This is a genomic window from Anoxybacillus sp. J5B_2022 (assembly GCF_026847645.1).
Classification (GTDB): Bacteria; Bacillota; Bacilli; order Bacillales; family Anoxybacillaceae; genus Anoxybacteroides.
The window spans coordinates 1-21,639 of the sequence record NZ_JAPSMC010000049.1 but is presented as its reverse complement, the minus strand read 5'-3'; the positions used below and the strand labels follow the sequence as shown (position 1 = coordinate 21,639).

The 21,639-nt window shown below is 43.6% G+C and carries 19 protein-coding genes; 5 read left to right on the top strand and 14 right to left on the bottom strand.

The features are described 5' to 3' along the window. Nucleotides 1-981: sensor histidine kinase (locus M4I42_RS12755; RefSeq protein ID WP_268852511.1), on the bottom strand; the 981-nt coding region annotated here is incomplete at its 3' end. 262 nt (nucleotides 982-1,243) lie between these two features. Here M4I42_RS12755 and M4I42_RS12750 point away from each other — a divergent pair. The 5 genes from M4I42_RS12750 to M4I42_RS12730 all read left to right on the top strand — a co-directional run bounded on the left by M4I42_RS12750 (nucleotide 1,244) and on the right by M4I42_RS12730 (nucleotide 7,013). Continuing rightward, nucleotides 1,244-1,882: a YigZ family protein gene (locus M4I42_RS12750; protein ID WP_268852510.1), complete on the top strand. Its 639-nt coding sequence runs from the start codon at nucleotides 1,244-1,246 to the stop codon at nucleotides 1,880-1,882. Nucleotides 1,883-1,980: 98 nt separating this feature from the next. Beyond that, complete coding sequence (locus tag M4I42_RS12745; RefSeq protein ID WP_268852509.1) at nucleotides 1,981-3,015, top strand: LCP family protein; 1,035 nt, start codon at nucleotides 1,981-1,983, stop codon at nucleotides 3,013-3,015. 123 nt (nucleotides 3,016-3,138) lie between these two features. Next, nucleotides 3,139-4,962: an N-acetylmuramoyl-L-alanine amidase gene (locus M4I42_RS12740; protein ID WP_268852508.1), complete on the top strand. Its 1,824-nt coding sequence runs from the start codon at nucleotides 3,139-3,141 to the stop codon at nucleotides 4,960-4,962. Between the two features lie 53 nt (nucleotides 4,963-5,015). Further along, the gene (locus tag M4I42_RS12735; protein WP_268852507.1) at nucleotides 5,016-5,681 is read left to right on the top strand and encodes an SH3 domain-containing protein; all 666 of its coding nucleotides are present in this window, start codon (nucleotides 5,016-5,018) and stop codon (nucleotides 5,679-5,681) included. A gap of 3 nt (nucleotides 5,682-5,684) precedes the next feature. Further along, entirely contained in the window at nucleotides 5,685-7,013 is a 1,329-nt protein-coding gene (locus M4I42_RS12730) for a SpoIID/LytB domain-containing protein (RefSeq protein WP_268852506.1), read from the top strand. Nucleotides 7,014-7,042: 29 nt separating this feature from the next. Here the strand turns inward: M4I42_RS12730 and M4I42_RS12725 are convergent, their stop codons facing one another. The 13 genes from M4I42_RS12725 to M4I42_RS12665 form a co-directional block, all read right to left on the bottom strand. After that, complete coding sequence (locus tag M4I42_RS12725) at nucleotides 7,043-8,260, bottom strand: glycosyltransferase family 4 protein (protein ID WP_268852513.1); 1,218 nt, start codon at nucleotides 8,258-8,260, stop codon at nucleotides 7,043-7,045. Then, on the bottom strand, nucleotides 8,260-9,123 hold the full coding sequence (galU, locus tag M4I42_RS12720) for a UTP--glucose-1-phosphate uridylyltransferase GalU (protein ID WP_268852505.1): 864 nt from the start codon (nucleotides 9,121-9,123) through the stop codon (nucleotides 8,260-8,262). The genes M4I42_RS12725 and galU overlap by 1 nt, the downstream gene beginning before the upstream one ends. A 3-nt stretch (nucleotides 9,124-9,126) precedes the next feature. Beyond that, a complete protein-coding gene (locus M4I42_RS12715) occupies nucleotides 9,127-10,197 on the bottom strand; it encodes a glycosyltransferase (protein ID WP_268852504.1) in 1,071 nt (356 codons plus the stop codon). Beyond that, nucleotides 10,194-11,306: a glycosyltransferase gene (locus tag M4I42_RS12710; protein WP_268852503.1), complete on the bottom strand. Its 1,113-nt coding sequence runs from the start codon at nucleotides 11,304-11,306 to the stop codon at nucleotides 10,194-10,196. The genes M4I42_RS12715 and M4I42_RS12710 overlap by 4 nt, the downstream gene beginning before the upstream one ends. A 9-nt stretch (nucleotides 11,307-11,315) precedes the next feature. Next, nucleotides 11,316-12,710 (bottom strand): O-antigen polymerase, encoded by a 1,395-nt coding sequence (locus M4I42_RS12705; RefSeq protein WP_268852502.1) that lies wholly within the window; start codon nucleotides 12,708-12,710, stop codon nucleotides 11,316-11,318. Between the two features lie 12 nt (nucleotides 12,711-12,722). Beyond that, nucleotides 12,723-13,781, bottom strand: coding sequence for a non-hydrolyzing UDP-N-acetylglucosamine 2-epimerase (gene wecB / locus M4I42_RS12700; RefSeq protein WP_268852501.1), 1,059 nt, complete (start codon nucleotides 13,779-13,781; stop codon nucleotides 12,723-12,725). Nucleotides 13,782-13,817: 36 nt separating this feature from the next. Further along, nucleotides 13,818-15,248, bottom strand: coding sequence for a lipopolysaccharide biosynthesis protein (locus M4I42_RS12695; protein WP_268852500.1), 1,431 nt, complete (start codon nucleotides 15,246-15,248; stop codon nucleotides 13,818-13,820). Next, nucleotides 15,249-15,980: an N-acetyltransferase gene (locus M4I42_RS12690; RefSeq protein WP_268852499.1), complete on the bottom strand. Its 732-nt coding sequence runs from the start codon at nucleotides 15,978-15,980 to the stop codon at nucleotides 15,249-15,251. It lies immediately after the preceding gene. Nucleotides 15,981-16,004: 24 nt separating this feature from the next. Further along, a complete protein-coding gene (locus M4I42_RS12685; RefSeq protein ID WP_268852498.1) occupies nucleotides 16,005-17,318 on the bottom strand; it encodes a nucleotide sugar dehydrogenase in 1,314 nt (437 codons plus the stop codon). Nucleotides 17,319-17,334: 16 nt separating this feature from the next. After that, on the bottom strand, nucleotides 17,335-18,348 hold the full coding sequence (locus tag M4I42_RS12680) for a Gfo/Idh/MocA family protein (RefSeq protein WP_268852497.1): 1,014 nt from the start codon (nucleotides 18,346-18,348) through the stop codon (nucleotides 17,335-17,337). Next, nucleotides 18,341-19,090 (bottom strand): lipopolysaccharide biosynthesis protein, encoded by a 750-nt coding sequence (locus M4I42_RS12675; RefSeq protein ID WP_268852512.1) that lies wholly within the window; start codon nucleotides 19,088-19,090, stop codon nucleotides 18,341-18,343. Before M4I42_RS12675 ends, M4I42_RS12680 begins: the two co-directional genes overlap by 8 nt. A 103-nt stretch (nucleotides 19,091-19,193) precedes the next feature. After that, complete coding sequence (locus M4I42_RS12670; protein ID WP_268852496.1) at nucleotides 19,194-20,306, bottom strand: DegT/DnrJ/EryC1/StrS family aminotransferase; 1,113 nt, start codon at nucleotides 20,304-20,306, stop codon at nucleotides 19,194-19,196. Nucleotides 20,307-20,467: 161 nt separating this feature from the next. Then, nucleotides 20,468-21,550: a glycosyltransferase family 4 protein gene (locus M4I42_RS12665; protein ID WP_268852495.1), complete on the bottom strand. Its 1,083-nt coding sequence runs from the start codon at nucleotides 21,548-21,550 to the stop codon at nucleotides 20,468-20,470. Between the last annotated feature and the right edge of the window lie 89 nt (nucleotides 21,551-21,639).

Genomic DNA, 21,639 nt, shown 5'->3' with positions numbered 1-21,639 from the left:
TAATAAAAACAAATGCTGCTTTTTTATTTCCATTTTTACTTCAATTTCTGATGCATCAGCATGTTTAAGCGCATTTTGCACCGATTCTTGGACGAGACGAAAGATAGCTACTTCAAATCGGGCCGGTAATCGTTTTTCTTCTCCGATATGTACAAACGAAATTCGCGTTTTTTTGTTATATTCTTCAACGGTTTGCAAATATTTGCGAAGGGTAGGAATTAAGCCTAAATCATCAAGCGCCATTGGTCTTAAATCATATATAATTCGGCGCACTTCGTAAAGAGCAGAACGAACCATTTTTTTAAAATCGCGAACTTCGTCAATTGCTTCTTCCGCACTCCTTTCGCGAATGATGCGCTCCATTAAATCCGACCGCATCATCACGTGGGCAAGAAGCTGCGCTGGCCCGTCATGAATTTCGCGCGACAGGCGCTTTCGTTCTTCTTCTTGCGCCTCGATAATTTTGAGGCCAAATTCTTGCTTTTGCCGCGCCCCTTCAATAAATTCGCCGACTTGGCGGAAATCGCTGTTCAAGTAATGGAGCACGACCGTAATTTGGCCAATTAAATGGTCGGCACGCTGAATTGTTTCTTTCAAGCCAGCCAATCGCCGCTCCAATTCATCACGACGCAGCCGCAATTGTTTTTCTTGCTCGCGAATCATCGTCGCTTTCATCTGCAATTCGTGCGCTTTTTCATACGTTTCGCGAATTTCCGTTTCCGAATAGCGGGAAAAATGACGATTCACTTCCGATAATCGTTGACGCGCGAGCCGCGCATGCACTTCTAGCTGATCCGCTTCCCGAATCACTTTATTGACGAGCTGTTTCGTTTCCATCAATTCATTGAGCAAACGATCATGTTCTTGACGCGACTGCTCGCCGATACGGAAAATTTCGTCTTTGCTATGATGAACGGTGTCGATCATTTTTTCGACAATTTTATCCAACGTTTTCTCATCCAACTTTTTGTGTGAAGACATAAAGATCCTCCGATATTGCCAAAGATAACAAAACGATAAATTTTTCCGGTGAAAAGTTTTATTGAAGGAAAAAAGTTGTCGATTTATAATAGAAAAAGCGGCGATTATTTTTTTCGTCACCCATCGTCAAACAGTCGCTACGGTTATCATTATAACACGTTTTCGTAAACGCGGATTAGTAAAATTGGCCGTTTTCGATTTTCAAACAAAGGCCATCACGCCATACCATGATAGGCATTTCCAATAGAGAGGTGTATTCGTTTTGCTACAAACATATTATACCGTAAAAGGGTACGGAGAAGCAGAAATCGTGATTGAAAAATCGCGGTTCATTTGCTATGTCAACCGGGCGACGACAGAGGAAGAAGCAATGCAATTCATCCAAACGATTAAAAAAAAGCATTGGGATGCGACGCATAACTGCTCGGCCTACCTCATTGGCGAGCATGACCAAATTCAAAAAGCGAACGACGACGGCGAGCCGAGCGGCACGGCTGGCGTTCCGATGCTTGACGTATTAAAGAAAAAAGGGCTGAAAGATACGGTCGTTGTCGTCACACGTTACTTTGGCGGCATTAAACTTGGAGCCGGCGGCCTTGTCCGCGCTTACGGCAAAGCGGTATCGGAAGGGTTGAAAGCCACGGGAATTGTCGAACGCCGCCTCATGCGCATCATGCGCCTCACGATCGACTACACATGGCTCGGCAAAGTCGAAAACGAACTGCGCGCATCAATTTATCCGATCAAAGCCATCCATTATCTCGACCGTGTCGAAATCGAAGTATTTGTCGAAGAAAACGCTAAACAGCCGTTCATCGACTGGATCATCGACCTAACGAGCGGGAGGGTGGAGATCGCAGAAGGAACTACAGAGTACTTGGATAAAGAAGTAGAAATTTAGCGAAAAATATATTTACTCGACCTCCCTTTTTTTTATAAAATGATATGATGGTACATGGGTACATGAATGATTTATTTTCAACCGAAAAGAGGGTTTCTATGATTGATTCAAGAACAAGCAGAAAAACTGTCAAGAAGAAAAAGAAAAAAAGCAAAAAAATGCGCTTTTTTATCTTTATCGTTCTTTTTTTGTTAATTAGCACAGGGAGTGTTTTTGCGTATCAAATCTATTCAGAAACGAAACGAGCGAGCGAAAAAATATATGCCGCGTTGGATCTTTCTAAATTGAAAAAAAAGCCGCATGAAAATATTGAAATTAAAAAAGACCCAATGACGATTTTGCTTGTCGGTGTCGAAAATCAATATCGTGATGAAAGAGGCCGATCGGACGTTATTATGCTTTTAACCATTAACCCGGTAACGAAAAAAGTATATGTGCTAAGCATTCCGCGCGACACGCGCGTCTACATCCCAGCAGAAGGGCGCAAAGATAAAATTACTCACTCGTACAGCTACGGCGGAATTGAAGCAACAATTGCTGCAGTCAATGAGCTAATTGATGTACCGATCGACTATTATATTACCACAAATTTCGAAGGGTTTGAACAAATCGTTGACTCACTTGGCGGAGTCAAAGTCGATGTGCCATTTACGTTTAAAGCACAACTTACAGGATCTTTAAAATGGTACACGTTCCATAAAGGTGAGATGGAGCTCAACGGAAACCAGGCACTCGCATACGTACGGATGAGAAAATCAGATCCTAAAGGGGATTTAGGCAGAAACGAACGGCAGAAACAAGTCATTAAAGCCATTATCGAAAAAAGTACGTCGATTACGTCTTTGCCAAAGCTCGATGACGTTATTGCGAACCTAGGGGACAATGTCCGGACAAACATTCCACCTTCTGACTTATTGTCCTTTATTTACTTGTATAAAAAAATGAAAGATGTTCCAGTTGAAAATCTGCATTTAAAAGGATATGACGATTTCATCGACCATGTCTACTACTACATTCCAGATGATCAATCGGTCGCAGAAATTAACGAAACATTAAAACAGGCGTTACAAAAAAACTCAAATACTTCGTATACACAAAATAGTATTGAACCAGATTCCAAATCTTCCAACTAAATAGTTTTTTAGTGAAAAGGGTCCTCGGTCATAGGACCCTTTTAGCACTTTATTCCGATTGGAAAATTCGACAAAAATCGGTTACTATAAATATAGAACAATGATAGAGTGCGGAGGGATAGCGTGAAAAAATGGATTGCTTCTACGATCATTGCAACTAGTTTAATAGGGTCAACGTTTGCTTCGGTGGAAGCTGCGGCAGCTAGAACATATCCTTTATCGGTGAATGTTTCTGTCGCGAATGTTCGGCAAAATCCGACAATGAGCGCAAAAGTAGTCACCAAACTGAAAAAAGGGACGACATTAAAGGCGGTCGCAGTTTCTACTGATGGGAAAGGTGCCAAATGGTATAAAGTCATGCTCGCCAACAATCGCACAGGGTGGATGCACGAAACAGTTGTCAAAACGGTTGCTTCCAATGCCAAAACAACCACCACAACAAAACCGCAAACAAGTAAAGGACAAACCATCAGTTATCAATTATCAGTTAGTGTTTCCATTGCGAATGTCCGGCAAAGCCCATCAACGAGCGCCAAAGTGTTAGCCCAACTGAAAAAAGGGGCATCTGTAAAAGCAACGGCGGTTTCTACTGATGCGAAAGGCGGGAAATGGTATAAAGTCGTGCTCGCTAACAATCGCACAGGGTGGATGCATGAAACGGTTGTCAAAATAGGGAGTGCTAATACGACTGCGCCGTCAGAAACAGAGTCTTCTACTACGAAAAAAATGGTCATCACGAACCAGGCTGTTCTTTATAATGCGCCATCTTTCAAAGCAACAGTCGTAGAAAAAATGAAAAAAAATAGCCAAGTTTCTGTAGCCGAAACGAGTAACGATGCGTTATTCAACTGGGTCAAAGTTACTTCCCCATCGGGAGCTACAGGATGGCTTCCAGAGTTTGAATTAAATACGGTTGCTCCGAAGTACGTCTATGCCGCCACCTCTTTTGTGGAACTTAGACGCGGTGCATCGGAAACATATGCAGCGATAACTACTCTCAACGTAAACGACCGGCTTTTATATTTATACAGTTATAACGGATGGGTATGTGTCGAAACGCCTTCTGGAATACGTGGTTGGGTACAAGAAGAAAATGTTTCTCCCATTGCTGTTAATAGTCTCATTGCACCGACTATCAAGAACAATGGGAATGATCGTTACTTAGAATGGAAAAAAACGAACAATTTTAACGTATCGTACACCATGTTATCCAACAACCGACTAAAAATTACAGGAGCATTTTCTTATACCGATATTCCAACGTTTCCTATTGACGGTATACAGTCCATCGAGCAAGCGGATTCTTCGGTTATCGTAACATTTTTACCTGGATATACGTTCACGATCCGGAATTACAGCGACCGTCTTTCTATGAAAATCGTTGAAACAGGTTTAAAAGGAAAAAAGATTATTGTTGATGCGGGACATGGCGGTCACGACACAGGTGCAATTGGTCCGACCGGATTAAAAGAGAAAGATATTAATTTAGATACGGCGTTGATTTTAAAAGACGAATTAGAAAAAGCTGGTGCCGTTGTCACTTTAACACGAAGCACCGACATCTTTCTCGAACTATCTGAGCGGACAGCAATCGCCAACAATTCTGATTACGATGCGTTTATTAGCATCCATACCGATTCTTATTCTAAAACATCGACAGGAACAACGACGTATTACAACATTTCAACAAACTTTAACGGTCCAAAAAGTAAATCACTAGCCCAATATGTGCAACAATCTCTTGTGGCACAGCTCGGAACGCCAAACCGCGGCTATAAAGAACAAGAGTTTTACGTCAATCGAAAAAATGAGCTGCCTAGCATTCTTGTAGAATTGGCATTTGTTTCAAACCCAAACGAAGAAGCGTTATTAAAAACAAAAGCGTTCCGCCAAAAAGCAGCCGTCGGCATTCGCCAAGGGCTCGAACAATATTTTAATAACTTTTAAAGCATCGCTCTGATAAGCGATGCTTTCACTACTAACATGATGGAGGGTTTACGATGAACACAAAAAAGTGGACGATTTCCATAGGACTCACGATCGGGATCGTAGCAGGTTCGATCTTTTTCACCCCAGCGATCATGAAAGCGTCGGAAGATGTCATTCTGGCCAGTGTCGATTGGGTGACAGCACAACTGAATCCAATCAAAACGCAAATTTCGACTTTACAAGCGAAAATTGATGCCCAACAAAAAGAAATCGACAGCTTAAAACAACAATTAGCGAAACAAGCAGCATTGCCATCCACTGTTTATGCAACAAAAAGCAAAACAGCAATCCGCAGCGGCGCAAGCACTTCCTACAAAATTGTTGCCTATAAAAATGCAGGGGAATCATTAAAAGTGATTAGCGCCCTCTCTTCTTCACAAGGAGTATGGTATTACGTTCAAGCCTCTTCGACTGTAAAAGGATGGGTTTCTTACAGCGATGTTTCGACGACGCGTGGCACTGCTAGCAGCAACCAAAAAACGGTCGTCACCATCACGAAAACGAATATTCGTAAAGGAGCAAGCACGTCTTATCCGATCATTGAAACTGTTGAGCGCGGAGCTGTGCTTCTATTTATTCAATCTTTTACAAACAAGCAAGGCGAAATATGGTACAACGTTCAGACAAACAGCGGGAAAAGAGGCTGGATGGCCGGATATTTAGGCGAGGTGAAATAACCGATGAAACAACTTCTTTCACTTCTTTTTGCCGGCATCATTTTCTTCGCGCTTCCCGTTTCGCCGAAAGCAATGGAAGTCGTGACGTACGCCAATCCTGTCAATGTTCTTGTCTATCAAGGAAACTCTGTTTCTATTTTCATCAATGGAAACTATCAACTTTTTAATAAACAAAGCGGAGCAATTACACCGTTAAGCAACAACGCAACATTGACGATTCAATATACGCCGACAGGCATTGTTGTTTCCGATGGAACGACATCTAATTCTTCGACGCTCGGCTTTACGATTCAGGAAACAAAAGGGGTCTACGCCCTTTCTTTATTAAAAGTAAACAACACGTTTTATCGTGGCAGCGTCGACATTACGAGTCAAAATAATAAACTTCAAGTGATCAATATACTAGACATCGAAGATTATTTAAAAGGGGTCGTGCCAAACGAAATGCCGTCTTCTTGGCCAAAAGAAGCGCTAAAAGCTCAAGCCATTGCCGCTAGAAGTTATGCGGAAAAAACAAAAGGCATATTAACAACCAGCCCGAACACGCAAGTATATGGAGGGTATAGTAGCGAAAAAGCTACCACCAATCAAGCGGTTGAAGAAACGAAAGGACTATACGTCAAATATAACGGTCAAGTGATTCAAGCGTTTTTCCATTCGACAAGCGGCGGCAAAACAGCGAACGTTGGCGATGTGTGGAACTCTAATCAAAGCTTGTTCCCTTATCTTTCAAGCGTCAGCGACCCGTACGAATCATCGCCGTATAGCAACTGGTCATTTATGTTTACACCAACCACCATTTTGCAGTCGTTTGGTTTTACCGATCCTGCAACCGTTTTATATGATATGTCGATTATGAAAAAAGGAGTAAACGGGGAAGTAGGAGCCGTCACTGTTATTACTTCTGCCGGAGAAAAAACGATTAGTGGAAACGAAAATACGATTCGCAGTCTGTTTCCGATTAACGACCCTCGCTACTACAATAAATTGCTGTCGAACTGGTTTACGATTACTGTTAATAAAGACGGCGGCCTATACGCGCAAACAGTAGCGGGCAAAACGTCTCTTTATCAACTGGAAGGACAGCAAGTACAAACGACAGCTGGCACTCAAACCATTGCTGATGCTGGAAACGTCAAAGTACAAACTGCTAATGGCGTAATGACCATTCCTTCCACTATCGGAACCGTCACTTCGGTAACGGTTAACGGAAAAGGATGGGGACACCGTATCGGAATGAGTCAATACGGGGCGAAAGCGTTCGCTGAACGAGGATGGAAAGCAGAACAAATTTTGCAATACTACTTTAAAGGAGCCGTCGTTTCCAAATAATAGAGCCTAGGGATTTACCCTAGACTCTATTATTTGGAAAGATGCTGTAACAAATCATCGACAATGCGGCTCCATGAATATTCCTCGATCGCTAGTTTGCGCCCGTTTTCTGACATCGTTTCATACTCTTCAGGCGAAATGGCTAGCAGCTTGCGAATTTCCGCCGCGATCCCTTCCGGATTTTCCGGCGGTGCAATTCGGCCACAGTTATGCGTCAATAAAATTTGCGCACTTTCGCCTTCCCCGCAATAAAGAACTGGTGTTCCGGTCGCAATCGCTGGGAAAATTTTTGACGGGCGGGCTCCTTTAAATAAGTCGATGTTGCGTAGCGAAACGATGCTGTAATCGGAAATTGAAAAAATTTCCGGCATTTTCGCAACTGGCACCGAACCGTAAAACGTCACGTTATCGAGCTGGAGTTCTTCCTTCATTTGCATTAACTTCTCACGTTCTTGCCCGTCTCCGACAAACAAAAAGTGGACGTTCGGATGCTCGTCTTTTAATAAAGCGGCGGCCTGCAACACGGCATCCAATCCTTGCGCATATCCCATCGTCCCAGCATACGTAAAGACGATTTTTCCTTCCAATCCAATTTCTTTGATAAGCGCTTCGCTTTTTGGAAGCGGTCGAAACACGTCTGTATTGACGCCATTTGGCAATAAAAACACATCTTTTGCCGGTTTACCATGTTTGATCATATACTCGCGAATGCCTTCTGTCGCAGTCGCAATCTTCCATGACTTTTTATATAAAAAGTGCTCGAGCCATGTTGCCATTCGAATGAACGTTTTATTTTTTAAGATCCCTAATTCCACCGCCGATTCCGGCCAAATGTCCGCGACGTTAAAAACAAATTTAGCCCGTTTTAGCTTCGCACCGATATACCCCGTAATTCCTAAAAATAGCGGCGGCGAATTGCAAATGATCACATCGGTCGGTTTCGCTTTCCAAAGCGAATAAAATGAGCTGAACGTAAACGAAAAATACGAAGCTAACCTTTTCCAAAAACTACCTTTTGGAGACGGATAAATCCACGTCCGATGGACAGGAATGCCGTCCCATTGTTCAAATAGATAAAACATCCCGCGATACTCTGCTGGAATGACACCTTTCGGATGATGTGGGAACGCGGTTAACACTTCCACTTGATGGCCGCGTTTCAACAGCTCTTTACTAACCTCATACACACGAATTTGCGGTGCGCCCGTTTCTGGCGGAAAATGTTGGCACAAATAAATAATTCTCATCATGGCTGCAATTTTTCCCGCAAATATTGTTCAAGTTTGTCTTTTAAATCTGGGCGCTTTAACGCAAAATCAATGGAAGCTTGCAAAAACCCAAATTTATCTCCCACATCATAACGAGTTCCTTTAATGACATACGAATAAATCGATTCTTTCGCCAACAACCGGTCGATCGCGTCAGTCAATTGGATCTCTCCTTTTTCATCCGGCTGCACTTCTTCGAGCATCTCAAAAATCGCGGGAGTTAAAATGTATCTTCCGATGATCGCCTGCGTTGATGGCGCTTTTTCTACCGGCGGTTTTTCCACTAACCCTTTCACGGAAAACAACTCGCCATCTTGTTGGTCGTAGTCAACAATTCCGTATTTATGAACTTCCGAGCGCGGAACGTCTTTCACCCCAAGAACACTCGACTGTACGCGATTGTACTGGTCAATCATTTGTTTTAACGCTGGAACATCGCTGTCGATAATATCATCACCTAATAACACGGCAAACGGTTCGTTACCAATAAACTTTTTCGCGCACAACACCGCATGTCCAAGCCCAAGCGGCTCTTTTTGACGAACGTAATGAATATCCACCAAATTCGAGATCGACTCGACAATTTGTAACATGTCGTGCTTGCCTGTCCGCTCCAGCAACATTTCGAGTTCCACTGATTTATCAAAATGGTCTTCGATCGCCCGTTTGTTGCGTCCTGTTACGATAATAATATCTTCGATGCCCGAGTGAACCGCTTCTTCGATAATATATTGAATCGTCGGTTTATCGACAATCGGCAACATTTCTTTCGGCTGCGCTTTTGTCGCCGGTAAAAAACGTGTCCCTAATCCCGCCGCGGGAATGACCGCTTTTTTGATCATCTCTCACACCCCGTTCAACGTTTGTTCATATAATTTCAACATACTGTTGGCATTATCGATCCAATGATAATGTTCTTTCACATGTTGTATGCCGTTCTCCCCCATTTGGTGACGCAAATCGGCATCGCTTAGAAGCCGTTTGAACGCATCGGCTAATGCATCCGGATTTTCTTTTGGCACGATCAGTCCGGTGACATCTTTTTTCACGACTTCCGGAAGCCCCCCGACATTCGAAACAACGACTGGCACACCGCACGCCATCGCTTCGACGGCTGCCACCCCGAAGCTTTCGCTATCTTCCGTCGATGGCACTGCAAAAATATCCATTTTGTTAATATATTTCGGCACATCTGTGTTCGGCACACGCCCTGTAAACGTTGTCACATGGCGAATACCGAGCGTTTCCGCTAGTTGCTCATACTGTTGGCGCTGTGGACCATCCCCGACAATCAACAAATTCGTATTCGGATATTGTTGGTGAATGATCGCAAACGCCTTAATTAAATCAGCGATGCCGTATTTATCCGAAAGAGCCTTTACCGTTCCAAGCGTAACCGTATCTTTCACCTGTTTTTCGAACGGCCGGAAAATGGTCAAATCGACGCCAAACGGCGTCACTTCCACCGATTTGTCCGTATATTTTTTCGTTTCTACCGCCATTACATGGCTCGTTGAGCAAATCACATCCGCTTTTTTCAACGTAAATTCGACAATGGTCCGGTTTACGCTATTTTGTTGTGGAAATTGGTAAATATCTCGCCCCCATACGGAAACGTAAAATGGATGATAATTCGCAAGCGCACCGACAAACCCATAACTCGACACGTAATGGGCGTGTAAAATGTCGGGTTGGAACGAAGCAAGCCGTCTTTTTAAGGCGAATACGCTCGAAATATAGGATAATTTCCCGGGAAACCACTTCGGCAACACCCATGTTTCGACTTCTTTCGCATGTTCCGGTGAATAATGATCTTTAAACGTGATGACTTTGACGTCAATGCCTTGCTGCTGATAAAACAAGGCCCATTTATGAGTATGGATTGATTTGCTTGGGGCTAACAATGCTACTTTCATTTTTCATCCCTCGTTAACGTTCGCTTCACTTTTTCGACTCTTGCTACCCAAGAATGTTTGTTCATAAATGTCTCCACAATGCGTTGGCGGTAATGCTCTTTTCGGTCGATCATCGTTCGAATCGCTTCTGCCATCGCTTGCGGACGATCTTCACAAATCACCCCATATTCGTCCTCTTCAATGAACCGCTTTTGAGCCAAACAATTCGTTGCAACAACCGGCAATTCATTCGATAAATACTCCACAAGCTTCACCGGCACCGAAAAATCGTTGTATTCGCTACGCAAACGCGGAATAAAGGCAAAATCCATTTGTCCGTATAAACGATCCAACTCCGCTCCGCTAATATGTTGGACATCGACACCTAAACGGTAGATGCGTTCTTTTTGTTCGTCCGAAAGCGCTTCGTATTCATTTTTCCGGCATACAATCGTTAAATGGAGAAGCGATTCCGTTTGATTAACGATTTCTATCGCATCAAGAAGCAAAAACAACCCGTAATCCTCATTGTTAATACCGCCGACATACACGCCTGCCGCAACCGCTTCGTTCCGTTTTTCCCTATGGACCGTTCGTTGTTTTCCTCCAGGCGGAAGATCGGTCATCGGACGGTCAATGGCTACATATTTCCCCATTTCTACGCTCGGTAAAAAGATGACGTCACAATACGTTTCATAAAACTGCTCTTCCCAGCGATAAATCGTCTGCATCAATTTCTTTTTCCAACCTTTTAACGGGTAAAGCTCATCAAATTTCCAATATACATCCCGATAAAACACACCGATAGGCACATTTCGTTTTTTTAAGTAACGCAATACCGCCCAATCGATGAACGGCTTTTGCGGCTTATGTCCCGGGTCGGTCAACCATAACGGAATCGTTTGATTTTCCATGTAACAAAACCAAACGTCCTCGAGTTTCCCGCTACCGACGAGTTGCCGGAATTGTTTTTCTCGCTCCGCTGACGTTCCAGAAATGAATAGTATTTCAATTCCATTTTTGCTTCCCCATTCACAAAACGCCTTATACATTTCATGCGGTCGCAACTTTGAGCCGCTGTTCGCTTGTTCCGCCAGCGCAAACGGATAATAGACGAGAACTTTTTTCATCGCAACCCCTCATCGAACATGAAATTTTTTCAACAAACCACTCTTTTCGAGCCACAGCCAAACATCTGCTTTTACGCGCAAAAATAATACCAACCCGCCAAACAGCACGACAAGTAAAATCCAAATCGGATTGAATAAAAAGTCAGTAAAACCTCCGACGATCGTCCGCGGAATGTTTACCGAAAAATAAATAAACAAACTAACAAAAATCGGATTTTTCGGTAAGCGGAGAAAGCAAATATACAACAGTTGAACCATCACTCCGACATAGAGCGTCCCGATGATGATTCCGAAATAGCCAAAATTTGCGTACGCTTCAGCGACAAAAAGTGTATTGAGCACACCACCTGTTCCGTCTTCAATCCGCTCCGGAAAAACGTGCGCCATCACCATTCTTGCAGAACGAACATTATCTACATCGAATAATCCTGTAAGGATAGAAGGTAAACTTCTTCCGTGCAAAAACGGAAGCGCTTCGCCAAATAAATTTAAATGCAAAAACGTCGGCGCGATTTGCGCGAAAATCATCCGTCCGATCGGCCCTTTGTTATAAGACAAAAACGATTCGACGTCACGAACCCCTTGAATCACGATATACATTCCGACTAAGGCGATGCTGCCTGCGACTCCATACAACAACAATTTAGCAGAAGACAATTTCGTTTTTCCAATATAAATACGCACAAGTAAAAACATGATCAAATAAAAGAAAATCGGCGATTTTGCCAAGTCGTACACATTAACAAAAACAGCTCCGGCAAACAAGATAAGGAATAATAGTTTCCAACGCGCTTCATTGGTAAGCACCGCAAAGCTATATGCCATTAATGATAACAAAGGGGTTAAGGAAAGCGCAAAAATATTGCGAAATAATACGTTTCCTTTAAAATGCATGGACGCGTCAATCCGCAGTTCTGCTAAACTCGTATCTCCGGGCCCTGTCAATAATGCAAAAATAGGTACTTGTGGCGTTTTCCAAATCGTGTACAAAATCGCTAAGACGCTCACTCCAGATAATGCGAGGAACCAATAAAAAAACTCATTTTTATTCGTGGTCACATTTTGAATCGTGCTATTTAAATACTGGTGAAATTCACGTTTCGCCTCGAAGCCACATAGCCGTGAAACGAAAAGCATCGCCAGCGGCAACCCGATCATCACGAAACAAACGACAGCAAATCCGATCACCCGATATTCTTCCGGTCGAAACAATTTTTTTGTCATATAGTAATCGTCCACTCCCAACACAATAAAAAGGGAGCCGATAAAACTAGACAAAAGCAACGAATAATAATACACGATCGACACAAGATTTGGCTTGGCGACCGATAAACTGCCAGATACTGAACGAAATAATGCCGTCGACACAAATAATACGATCACCCAAATTACGACGTATAGCATACCGATGCACCCTTACACCCGTTCAATCGCCTCAACAATTTTTTCTGCGGCCTTCCCATCGCCAAATACATCTGAATATACTGGACGAACATCTTTTTTGACCGCGGCGACGATTTTTTCTACATCGGTGCCGACAAGAATGTTCGCTTCCGTTTCCAACGTTTCAACCCATTCTGTTTGTTCACGCACCGTTACGCAAGGGACTTGCATAAAATACGCTTCTTTTTGAACACCACCAGAATCGGTAATAATCTTTTTCGCGTGGCTTTCCAACGTCAACATGTCCAAATAACCGACAGGCTCAATCACTTTTAAATTTGGAATGGTTTCCACGCTCAGACCGTATGACGCTAACTTATGCTTCGTGCGCGGATGCATCGGCCATACTTTCACTTCCTCGATTTGTGCAAATGCTTCCAAAATATTTTTCATATTTTGCAGATCATCGGTATTTTCGGCGCGATGAATCGTAATTAAATGGTATTGCTTCGCTTCCAAATCGAGGTCGGAAAGAATCGTCGATTTTTGCTGTGCCAACTCTTTATTGTATAGCACGGCATCGTACATTACATCGCCAATATTTAGCACATTGCGAGTAATGTTTTCGTTTTTTAAATTTTCTACCGCCGTATCCGTCGGGCAAAATAAAAATTCCGACACATGGTCCGTCATAATTCGGTTAATTTCTTCTGGCATTTTTTTATTAAAGCTACGCAAGCCCGCTTCCACGTGAATGACTGAGATGTGTAGCTTGGCCGCTACAAGCGCCCCAGCAAGCGTCGAGTTCGTGTCGCCATATACAAGCACATAATCTGGTTGTTCTTTTAGGACGATTTCTTCCAATTTGATCATCATTTCTCCTGTCTGTTTGCCATGGGTACTAGAACCAACGCCGAGATGATAGTCTGGTTTCGGAATGTTCAATTCTTCAAAGAAAATATCCGACATATTCGCATCATAGTGCTGTCCGGTATGAACGATAATTTCCGTATGCTTTTGGCGCAATACGCGCGATACAGGAGCTGCTTTAATAAACTGCGGACGCGCCCCTAAAATGGTAACGATTTTCATAGCCCATCCTCCTTGTTCTTAGCATTTCCATTTTGTTCAAAAATTCTCCATCGCCGGTCGGCGCCGAAAATCGCGGTCGACGCGACTTGCTAGCATCATCACACAAAAATAGACCCAACTTAACAAAATAAACGCCGCGTTCATGTTGTTTTCTTGCACATATACGATGGCCGCCGTGCTAATAACCATGTTGACAAATAAAAAAGCCATTTTTGCAAATGACACCGGCACATAATATACTTGCTGGCTTTTTCGGAAAATGAACGAAACGGCAAATACATACGTCACTAAATTGGCCACAACCGCTCCCCAGCCAGTGAAAAACGGTACGAGCGCGAAGTTTAATCCGATATTTAACAGTGCGGCAACGGCAAAAATACGAGTAATATACCCCGTTTCTTTTTTAAAGAAGAGGCCAACGGAAATAATTAAATAATAGAAATTTAAAAAAGTCACGCACGATAAAAAGGCAACGTACTGATAAGCTTCGTAATAGCCAGGGGCAAAAAACGTTTTCATGATCCACGGACTCACCGTCGCGACCGCCATCACGCCAAAAAGCCCTAAAAGCAATAAAGCCATATAAATTTTTGCAAAAATATACGGACTATCTTTTTTATCTTTCACAGACATCGAATACGGACGCCATGCCATCTGCACTCCGCTTGTGACAAGCGTAATCATCATCGCTAACCGAAGAGCGACCCCAAACACACCCACTTCTTCGAGCGAAGAAAAACCTTGAATAAAAAATGTGCTGGAGTTGGAAATGACCCAAAAAGCAATCGATGTCGGCGCGAGTGGAGCCGCATACGCGAGCAATTCTTTTAACACCAGCCAGTCGATGCGAAATTCCAAATAATTCCATGTCATACGCAACATCAGCACAAATACGACAACGCTGCTTATTAATCTTCCGATAAATAGCGCACCTGGAGTCGGAGTCCAAAATTTCAACGCCATATACGAAAGAATCGCGACAAGCAACATTTTCAACACAGTAAACAAGACGACTTTTTTCGTTTGAAACTCGAAGCGCATCACCGTCGTTGCCACGACAAAAATTGTATCTAACAGCAATGTCAATAAATTGACATATAGCAAATCGACATAATGCGGATTTTCTAATATTTTCTCAGAAAACCACGGGCCGGCTATGACGACGAGCAAAAACAAGACCCCGACGACAAACAGCCGGAAATACATCACATTTTGTACATATAAAAGCCGCTTGTTTTCGTCTTTCGTATCATAATAGTAAAACGATAAAGCGGAATCCGTCCCGAAAATCACTAAAAACGTTAACATCGATGTCAACCGGTCTAAAATATCAACTACCCCGTATTGCGTCTTCGATAAAAAACTTGTGTACACCGGCAGCATCACAAACGCGATCAACTTTGTGCCAACATTCATGAATGCGTAAAGGAGCGAATCCGCTCCTAAACGCTTAATTTGCGACAACAATTATAACAACTCCCGCTCATCAACCATTTTACTAAATTTCGCTGGAAGTCCTTTAACAACCGTTTTCGGTTCCGTATCTTTTGTCACAAGCGCGCCTGCGGCAACAAACGTTTCTTCGGCAATCGTAATTCCTGGCAAAATGATCGACGCCCCACCGACGCGTGCGCCGCGTTTAATCGTCGCGCCTTTAATTTTCGAAAATCTTTCTTCTGTTCGTCCCATGTAATTGTCGTTTGTCGTCGTCACGCAAGGAGCAATAAATACATGGTCTTCAAGCGTCGAATACGCTGTAATGTACGAGTTCGATTGAATTTTTGTGCGATCGCCAATTTCCACGTGATTTTCGATGCACACTCCGCGTCCGACAATGACGTACTCGCCAATTTTGACGTTTTCGCGTACGCTTGCAAGATCCGCCACGAGCGTGTTCGCCCCAATCACCGCCCCGCGGTAAATGACGGCATTCGCCCCGATCGTGCAAGTTTCGCCAATCTCAAGCGCTGGAATGTCACTCGCAAGCTTTACCGTGCTCGTTTTTGCCGGTTTTGGCGGCTTGCCAAGCACCGCGCCATCGGCGACTGTTGTCCCGTCGCCGATGACCGTGCCTTCATGAATCGTTACACGGTTGCCGATCTTTACATGTTTTCCAATCTTTACGCCTTTTTCAATGACCGTAAAATAACCGACTTCTACTGTTTCATCCAGCACAACAGAAGGATCAATAAAATTCATTTTGTCTTCTCCTCTTCATCAGCGTTATAGTTTAACGTATTTATTCGGCTTTTCCACGTCTTTTAACGCATTGCGCGTATCGAAAATCACTGGGCTGTTTTGCGCAATCATTTCATAATCAAAGTTCGAATGATCCGTTGTAATGAGTACGATGTCAGACTGCTGCAACAGTTCAGGTGTGAGCGCTACCGTTTCAATGACGCGGTTGCATGCACGGAACGATGGAACATAAGGATCGACTACTGTAAATTCCGCCCCATGTTGCTCTAGTAGCTCCACAATTTTTAACACTGGGGATTCGCGCACATCGTCGATATCTTTTTTATAAGCGACCCCTAACACCGTCACTTTGGAACCACGAAGCGCCTTACCTTCCTCGTTTAAAATATGCATCGTGCGATTGACGACGTACTCAGGCATCGCGTTATTAATCTCGCCCGCCAATTCAATCAAGCGTGTATGATAGTTGTATTCACGCGCTTTCCACGTTAAATAAAACGGGTCAATCGGAATGCAGTGTCCGCCTAAACCAGGTCCTGGATAAAACGCCATAAAGCCGTACGGCTTCGTTTTCGCCGCTTCAATCACTTCCCAAACATCAATGCCCATCCGTTCACAAAGAATTGCCATTTCGTTCGCAAGCGCGATGTTAATGTGGCGGAACGTGTTCTCAAAAATTTTCTCCATTTCTGCTACCGCTGGGCTTGATACTTCATGAACATCGCCTTCTAACACAGAACGATAAAGCGCCGCCGCCACTTTCGTACATTTTTCCGTCACGCCGCCCACCACTTTTGGTGTGTTTTTCGTTTTAAATACTTTATTCCCTGGATCGACGCGCTCCGGGGAATAAGCGACAAATACGGTTTCCCCGACGATAAGTCCTTTTTTCTCCAACGCCGGTTTGACGATTTCTTCCGTCGTACCAGGATATGTCGTCGATTCAAGCACGACTAGCATGCCTTCATGGGCATATTTGGCAATCTCATTTGCCGAGTTTTCGACATAAGACGTATCGGGCTGATGGTGCTCATCAAGCGGCGTTGGCACGGCAATCGCTACCGCGTCCACTTCGGAAATGCGCGCATAATCCGTTGTTGCCTGCAAATAACCTGTTTTCACCATTTCGTGCAAATCTTCATCGACAACATCCCCGATATAGTTAATGCCACTATTGACTTGATCCACACGGCTTTGCTGAATATCAAAACCGATCACTTTAAAGCCCGCTTTCGCTTTTTCCACCGCAAGAGGCAAGCCAACATATCCTAATCCGACTACGCCAATGATCGCTTCTTTCTTTTCAATTTTGTTTAATAGCTGTTCGTAATAATTCATCGTGACCGTTCCTTTCTTATGATAATGTTACTCTTTTTCCTGTTTCGGCTGATTCTAAAATCGCTAAAATAAGCTTCACTGGCGCTAGGCCGTCTTCTCCCGTCACAATTGGCTCACGATTTTCTTGAATCGCTTCAATCATATCTTCTACAATGCATTGATGACCCGGCTTTCCGAACGGATCGCGGCTAATTTCTGCTATGATCTGTTCTTTCTCTTCTTCGGAAACTCCTTCAATATCCCATGTTTCAATGAAATTCGCTGTCCGGCCGCTAATTTTGACAGACGCTTTTTCACCAAAAACAGCAATTGATTCTTCCAAGTTTTTCGGATAAATCGTGGTGGCGGCTTCAATGACGCCGAGCGCCCCGTTTTTAAACTGCACAACAGCAGCCGCCACATCTTCCGTTTCAATGTTGCGCAATCTTGTCGCCACCATCGCTTGCACGGATTCGACAGGCCCCATCAGCCAGAGCATTAAATCAAGGTCATGAATCGCTTGGTTCATCAGCACGCCGCCGTCAAATTCTTTCGTTCCGCGCCATGCCGCTTGATCATAATACGCTTGGTTGCGGTTCCATCTAACCGTCGCATTGGCGTGGCTCAGCTTTCCGAATGCGCCTTCGTCCATTTTTTGTTTTAATTTTTGAATCGCTGGACGGAACCGGTTTGGATGAACGACCGCTAGTTTCACACCATTTTCTTTCGCGACGCGAATCATTTCCTCCGCGTCCTCTACTTTTAACGCCATCGGTTTTTCAACAATAATATGACGCTTATGTTCCGCTACCATTTTCGTTAGTTTTGCATGCAGACCAGAAGGTACGCATATATTGACAACCGCAATGTCTTCGTTTTCTTTTAACATCGTATCTAAATCGGTATATGTTTTCACTTCCGCCGGAAGTCCCGTTAAACGGTCGGGATTCGTATCGCATACAGCGGCAAGCACCGCGCCTTCTGCATTTTCAATCGCTTCGATATGTTTTTTCGCGATGTGCCCCATACCGACGATCGCAAATTTAACCATGATAGTACCTCCTCGCATCGAACACATACTTCAGCAAAATGAGAAACATAAAAGTGAGAAATACGCCGAACACAAGGCCGCTCGCAATCGATTCTTTTGCATACGATTTCGATGGAGCAACCGCTTCGGAAAGAACCGATGGTTTCTCGTAAAACACTAAATCGCTTCTGATGCGATTCGCTGTTTCCATCGTTTTCGTCAAATCATTTTGCGCTTCCACTAACAAATCGGTCGTGCTTTCGATTTGCTGCGGTGTGAGAGATGATGAATTGAGCTTTTCGTTATAATGGTCAATTGATGTTTGAAGCGCTTTGATTCGTTCATCCAACGAATTCAAGTAGGCGTTTGTCACATCCAACCGTTGTTGCGAATGTTCCTGAAGTTCTTGATTGTAACGCGTGACGATGTCATGAAGGTCGCTTTGCACGCTTTTTTCATCGTCGCCTTTTACCGTAATTTTCACATATTTCTCTTCAGGAACGACAACGTCTACACTGTTTTTCACGTTTGGGAATTTCGTCATAATATTATCTGGATTCGTTAAATCGGACACATTAATCGATCCTGTAAACACAACCGCTTTCCCGGTATATTTGGCATGATTCAAAACAAGCTGTACGCCTAAAAACGCCACGAGTGCCATCACCGGCGGAATGATCACAAACCATATTTTCTTTTTCCAAAAATATAAAAGATATTCGTATAAAACGAACCTTTGTTTTTCCGCTGACAACAGATCCACCATCCTTATCATAGCCCTTTTAACATACATTTACTAAACAATAGATGTTCAGTAAGAAAACGCCCCCTGCACGCAAGCGGCGACGTTTTCTTCATCGATATTATTATTTCTTGTAAAATTCGGCAATTTTGGCGACAACGTATTCTTGTTGCTCTACTTTCAACTCTGGGAACATCGGCAGCGATACAGCTTCTTTTGCTGCTTTCTCTGCCTCTGGAAGATCCCCTTCTTTATACCCGAGATCTTGAAATACTGGCTGTAAATGCAACGGAAGCGGGTAGTATACCATTGTCGCAACCCCGTTTTCTTTTAAGAACGCCTGCAATTCATCGCGCTGCGGTACGCGGATTGTGTATTGGTGAAACACATGGTAACGATCTTCCACCTCGACCGGCGTCACGACAACATCGCCAAGCATTTCGTTTAATAAATGCGTGTACGTTTCCGCACGTTCACGTCTTAGTTTCGACCATTCATTAAGGTGCGGGAATTTCACGTTTAAAATCGCTGCTTGCATTTCGTCCAAGCGGCTATTATATCCTAATACATGATGGTAATATTTCGGCTTGCTGCCGTGAACGCGAATGACGCGACATTTTTCCGCAATCTCATCATCGTTCGTCACGATCATTCCGCCGTCCCCATATGCGCCTAAGTTTTTCGTCGGGAAGAAGCTATATGTTGCCGCTGTCCCTAATTCCCCAACGTTTTTCCCTTTATATTTTGCCCCGATCGCTTGCGCCGCATCTTCAATGATGAAAAGTCCATGTTTTTTAGCAATTTCCACGATCGGGTCCATATCCGCCATTTGGCCATACAAATGGACAGGAAGAATCGCTTTTGTTTTTTCGGTAATCGCTGCTGCAATTTTTGTCGGATCAATGTTAAACGTCACCGGATCGATATCGACAAACACCGGTTTCGCCCCTGCGCGGACGATCGCACCGCCCGTCGCGAAAAAAGTGAACGGCGTTGTAATGACTTCATCCCCAGGTCCTACCCCAGCAGCTTGTAGTGCTATATGTATCGCATCGCTTCCATTACCGCAGCCAATTCCGTGCTTGACGTTGCTATAGGCCGCGATATCATTTTCCAATTTTTTTACATGGTCTCCTAAAATAAAGTGCGACGAGCTCATCACTTCGTCTAATACCGCTAACATTTCGGTTCTTAAACGTTGATATTGCTCGCTTAAATCTAACATCGGTACTTTCATGAAAATTCCTCCAATAAATGTTTGGTATCAATTGATAACACGTTTAGTTTATCACATTTTTTTATTAGTATAGTGCTCTTTTTTGACAAAATTCGTATATTGTATCGAAAAAACCGTTTGTACCTGTGAAAGACACAAACGGCCAAACTGCTTCATTCTTCCTATCGATGGTCACCATATACTTTTCTTCCGCCGCGAATGAGTTTGCGAGCGAGCGTCATAAACGGCTTGTACTGTTCGTTCACAAGCCCAATCAATTCCGCCAACACTTCACCTAAAATAAGCAGACCGAAAAGAATGAAGACGGACTGCCATAGCGTAGACGAAGAAAACAAAATCGCGCTTACTCCAAACATAATGCCGAAGCAGTAAATGAGCAACACCGTATTTCGGTGGGAAAACCCGAGCGCCAACAGCCTATGGTGCAAATGCGACTTATCCGGCGCAGAAATTGGTTTTTTGTTAACGATACGGCGAATGATCGCGAATGTCGTATCAAAAATCGGTACCCCTAAAATGATGACCGGTACGACAAAGCTAAACAACGTTACGCTTTTATACAGACCGAGAAGCGACAGCACCGAAATGGCGTATCCTAAAAATAAAGCACCTGTATCTCCCATAAAAATTTTCGCCGGATGGAAATTGTAGAATAAAAAGCCAATGATGCTGCCTAATATAATAAGTGACAACGTAAAGATTAACGCTTTATCCGCCATGCCGGCTAAAGCCGCAATCGTCGCCACTCCGATAGCGGAAATGCCAGCGGAAAGTCCGTCAAGACCGTCAATTAAGTTGATCGCATTCGTAATGCCGACAATCCAAAATACCGTAATCGGATAGCTCCACCATCCGACATCAAATTTTCCGATAAACGGGATGTTCAGCAATTCGACGGTTAATCCCGAGGCGACAACAAGACATGCCGCGATCAACTGGCCTAAAAATTTGATTTTTGGCGACAGCTCGTACAAATCATCAAGCATGCCGACGAGAACGATCAAAATCGCCCCCACCGTAATCCCCGTCACCTGTTCATTATAAACTCCCCCGACAAAATAACCGACGATCACGCCAATAAAAATGGCTAATCCGCCAAGACGTGGCATAATGCGCGTATGCACTTTCCGTTCGTTCGGTTTGTCGATCGCACCAATTTTAATCGCAAATTTTATCACAAGAGGCGTTACGGCAATGACCGTCAAAAACGAAGCGAAAAACGCCACAATTGCTTGCATGTTCATAAACAGATCACCTTTGACCTATAATTAAATAGTTACACATCATTTTTATGTTACCACATAAGTGGCGTAAATCAATCTTTTTTTGTTTC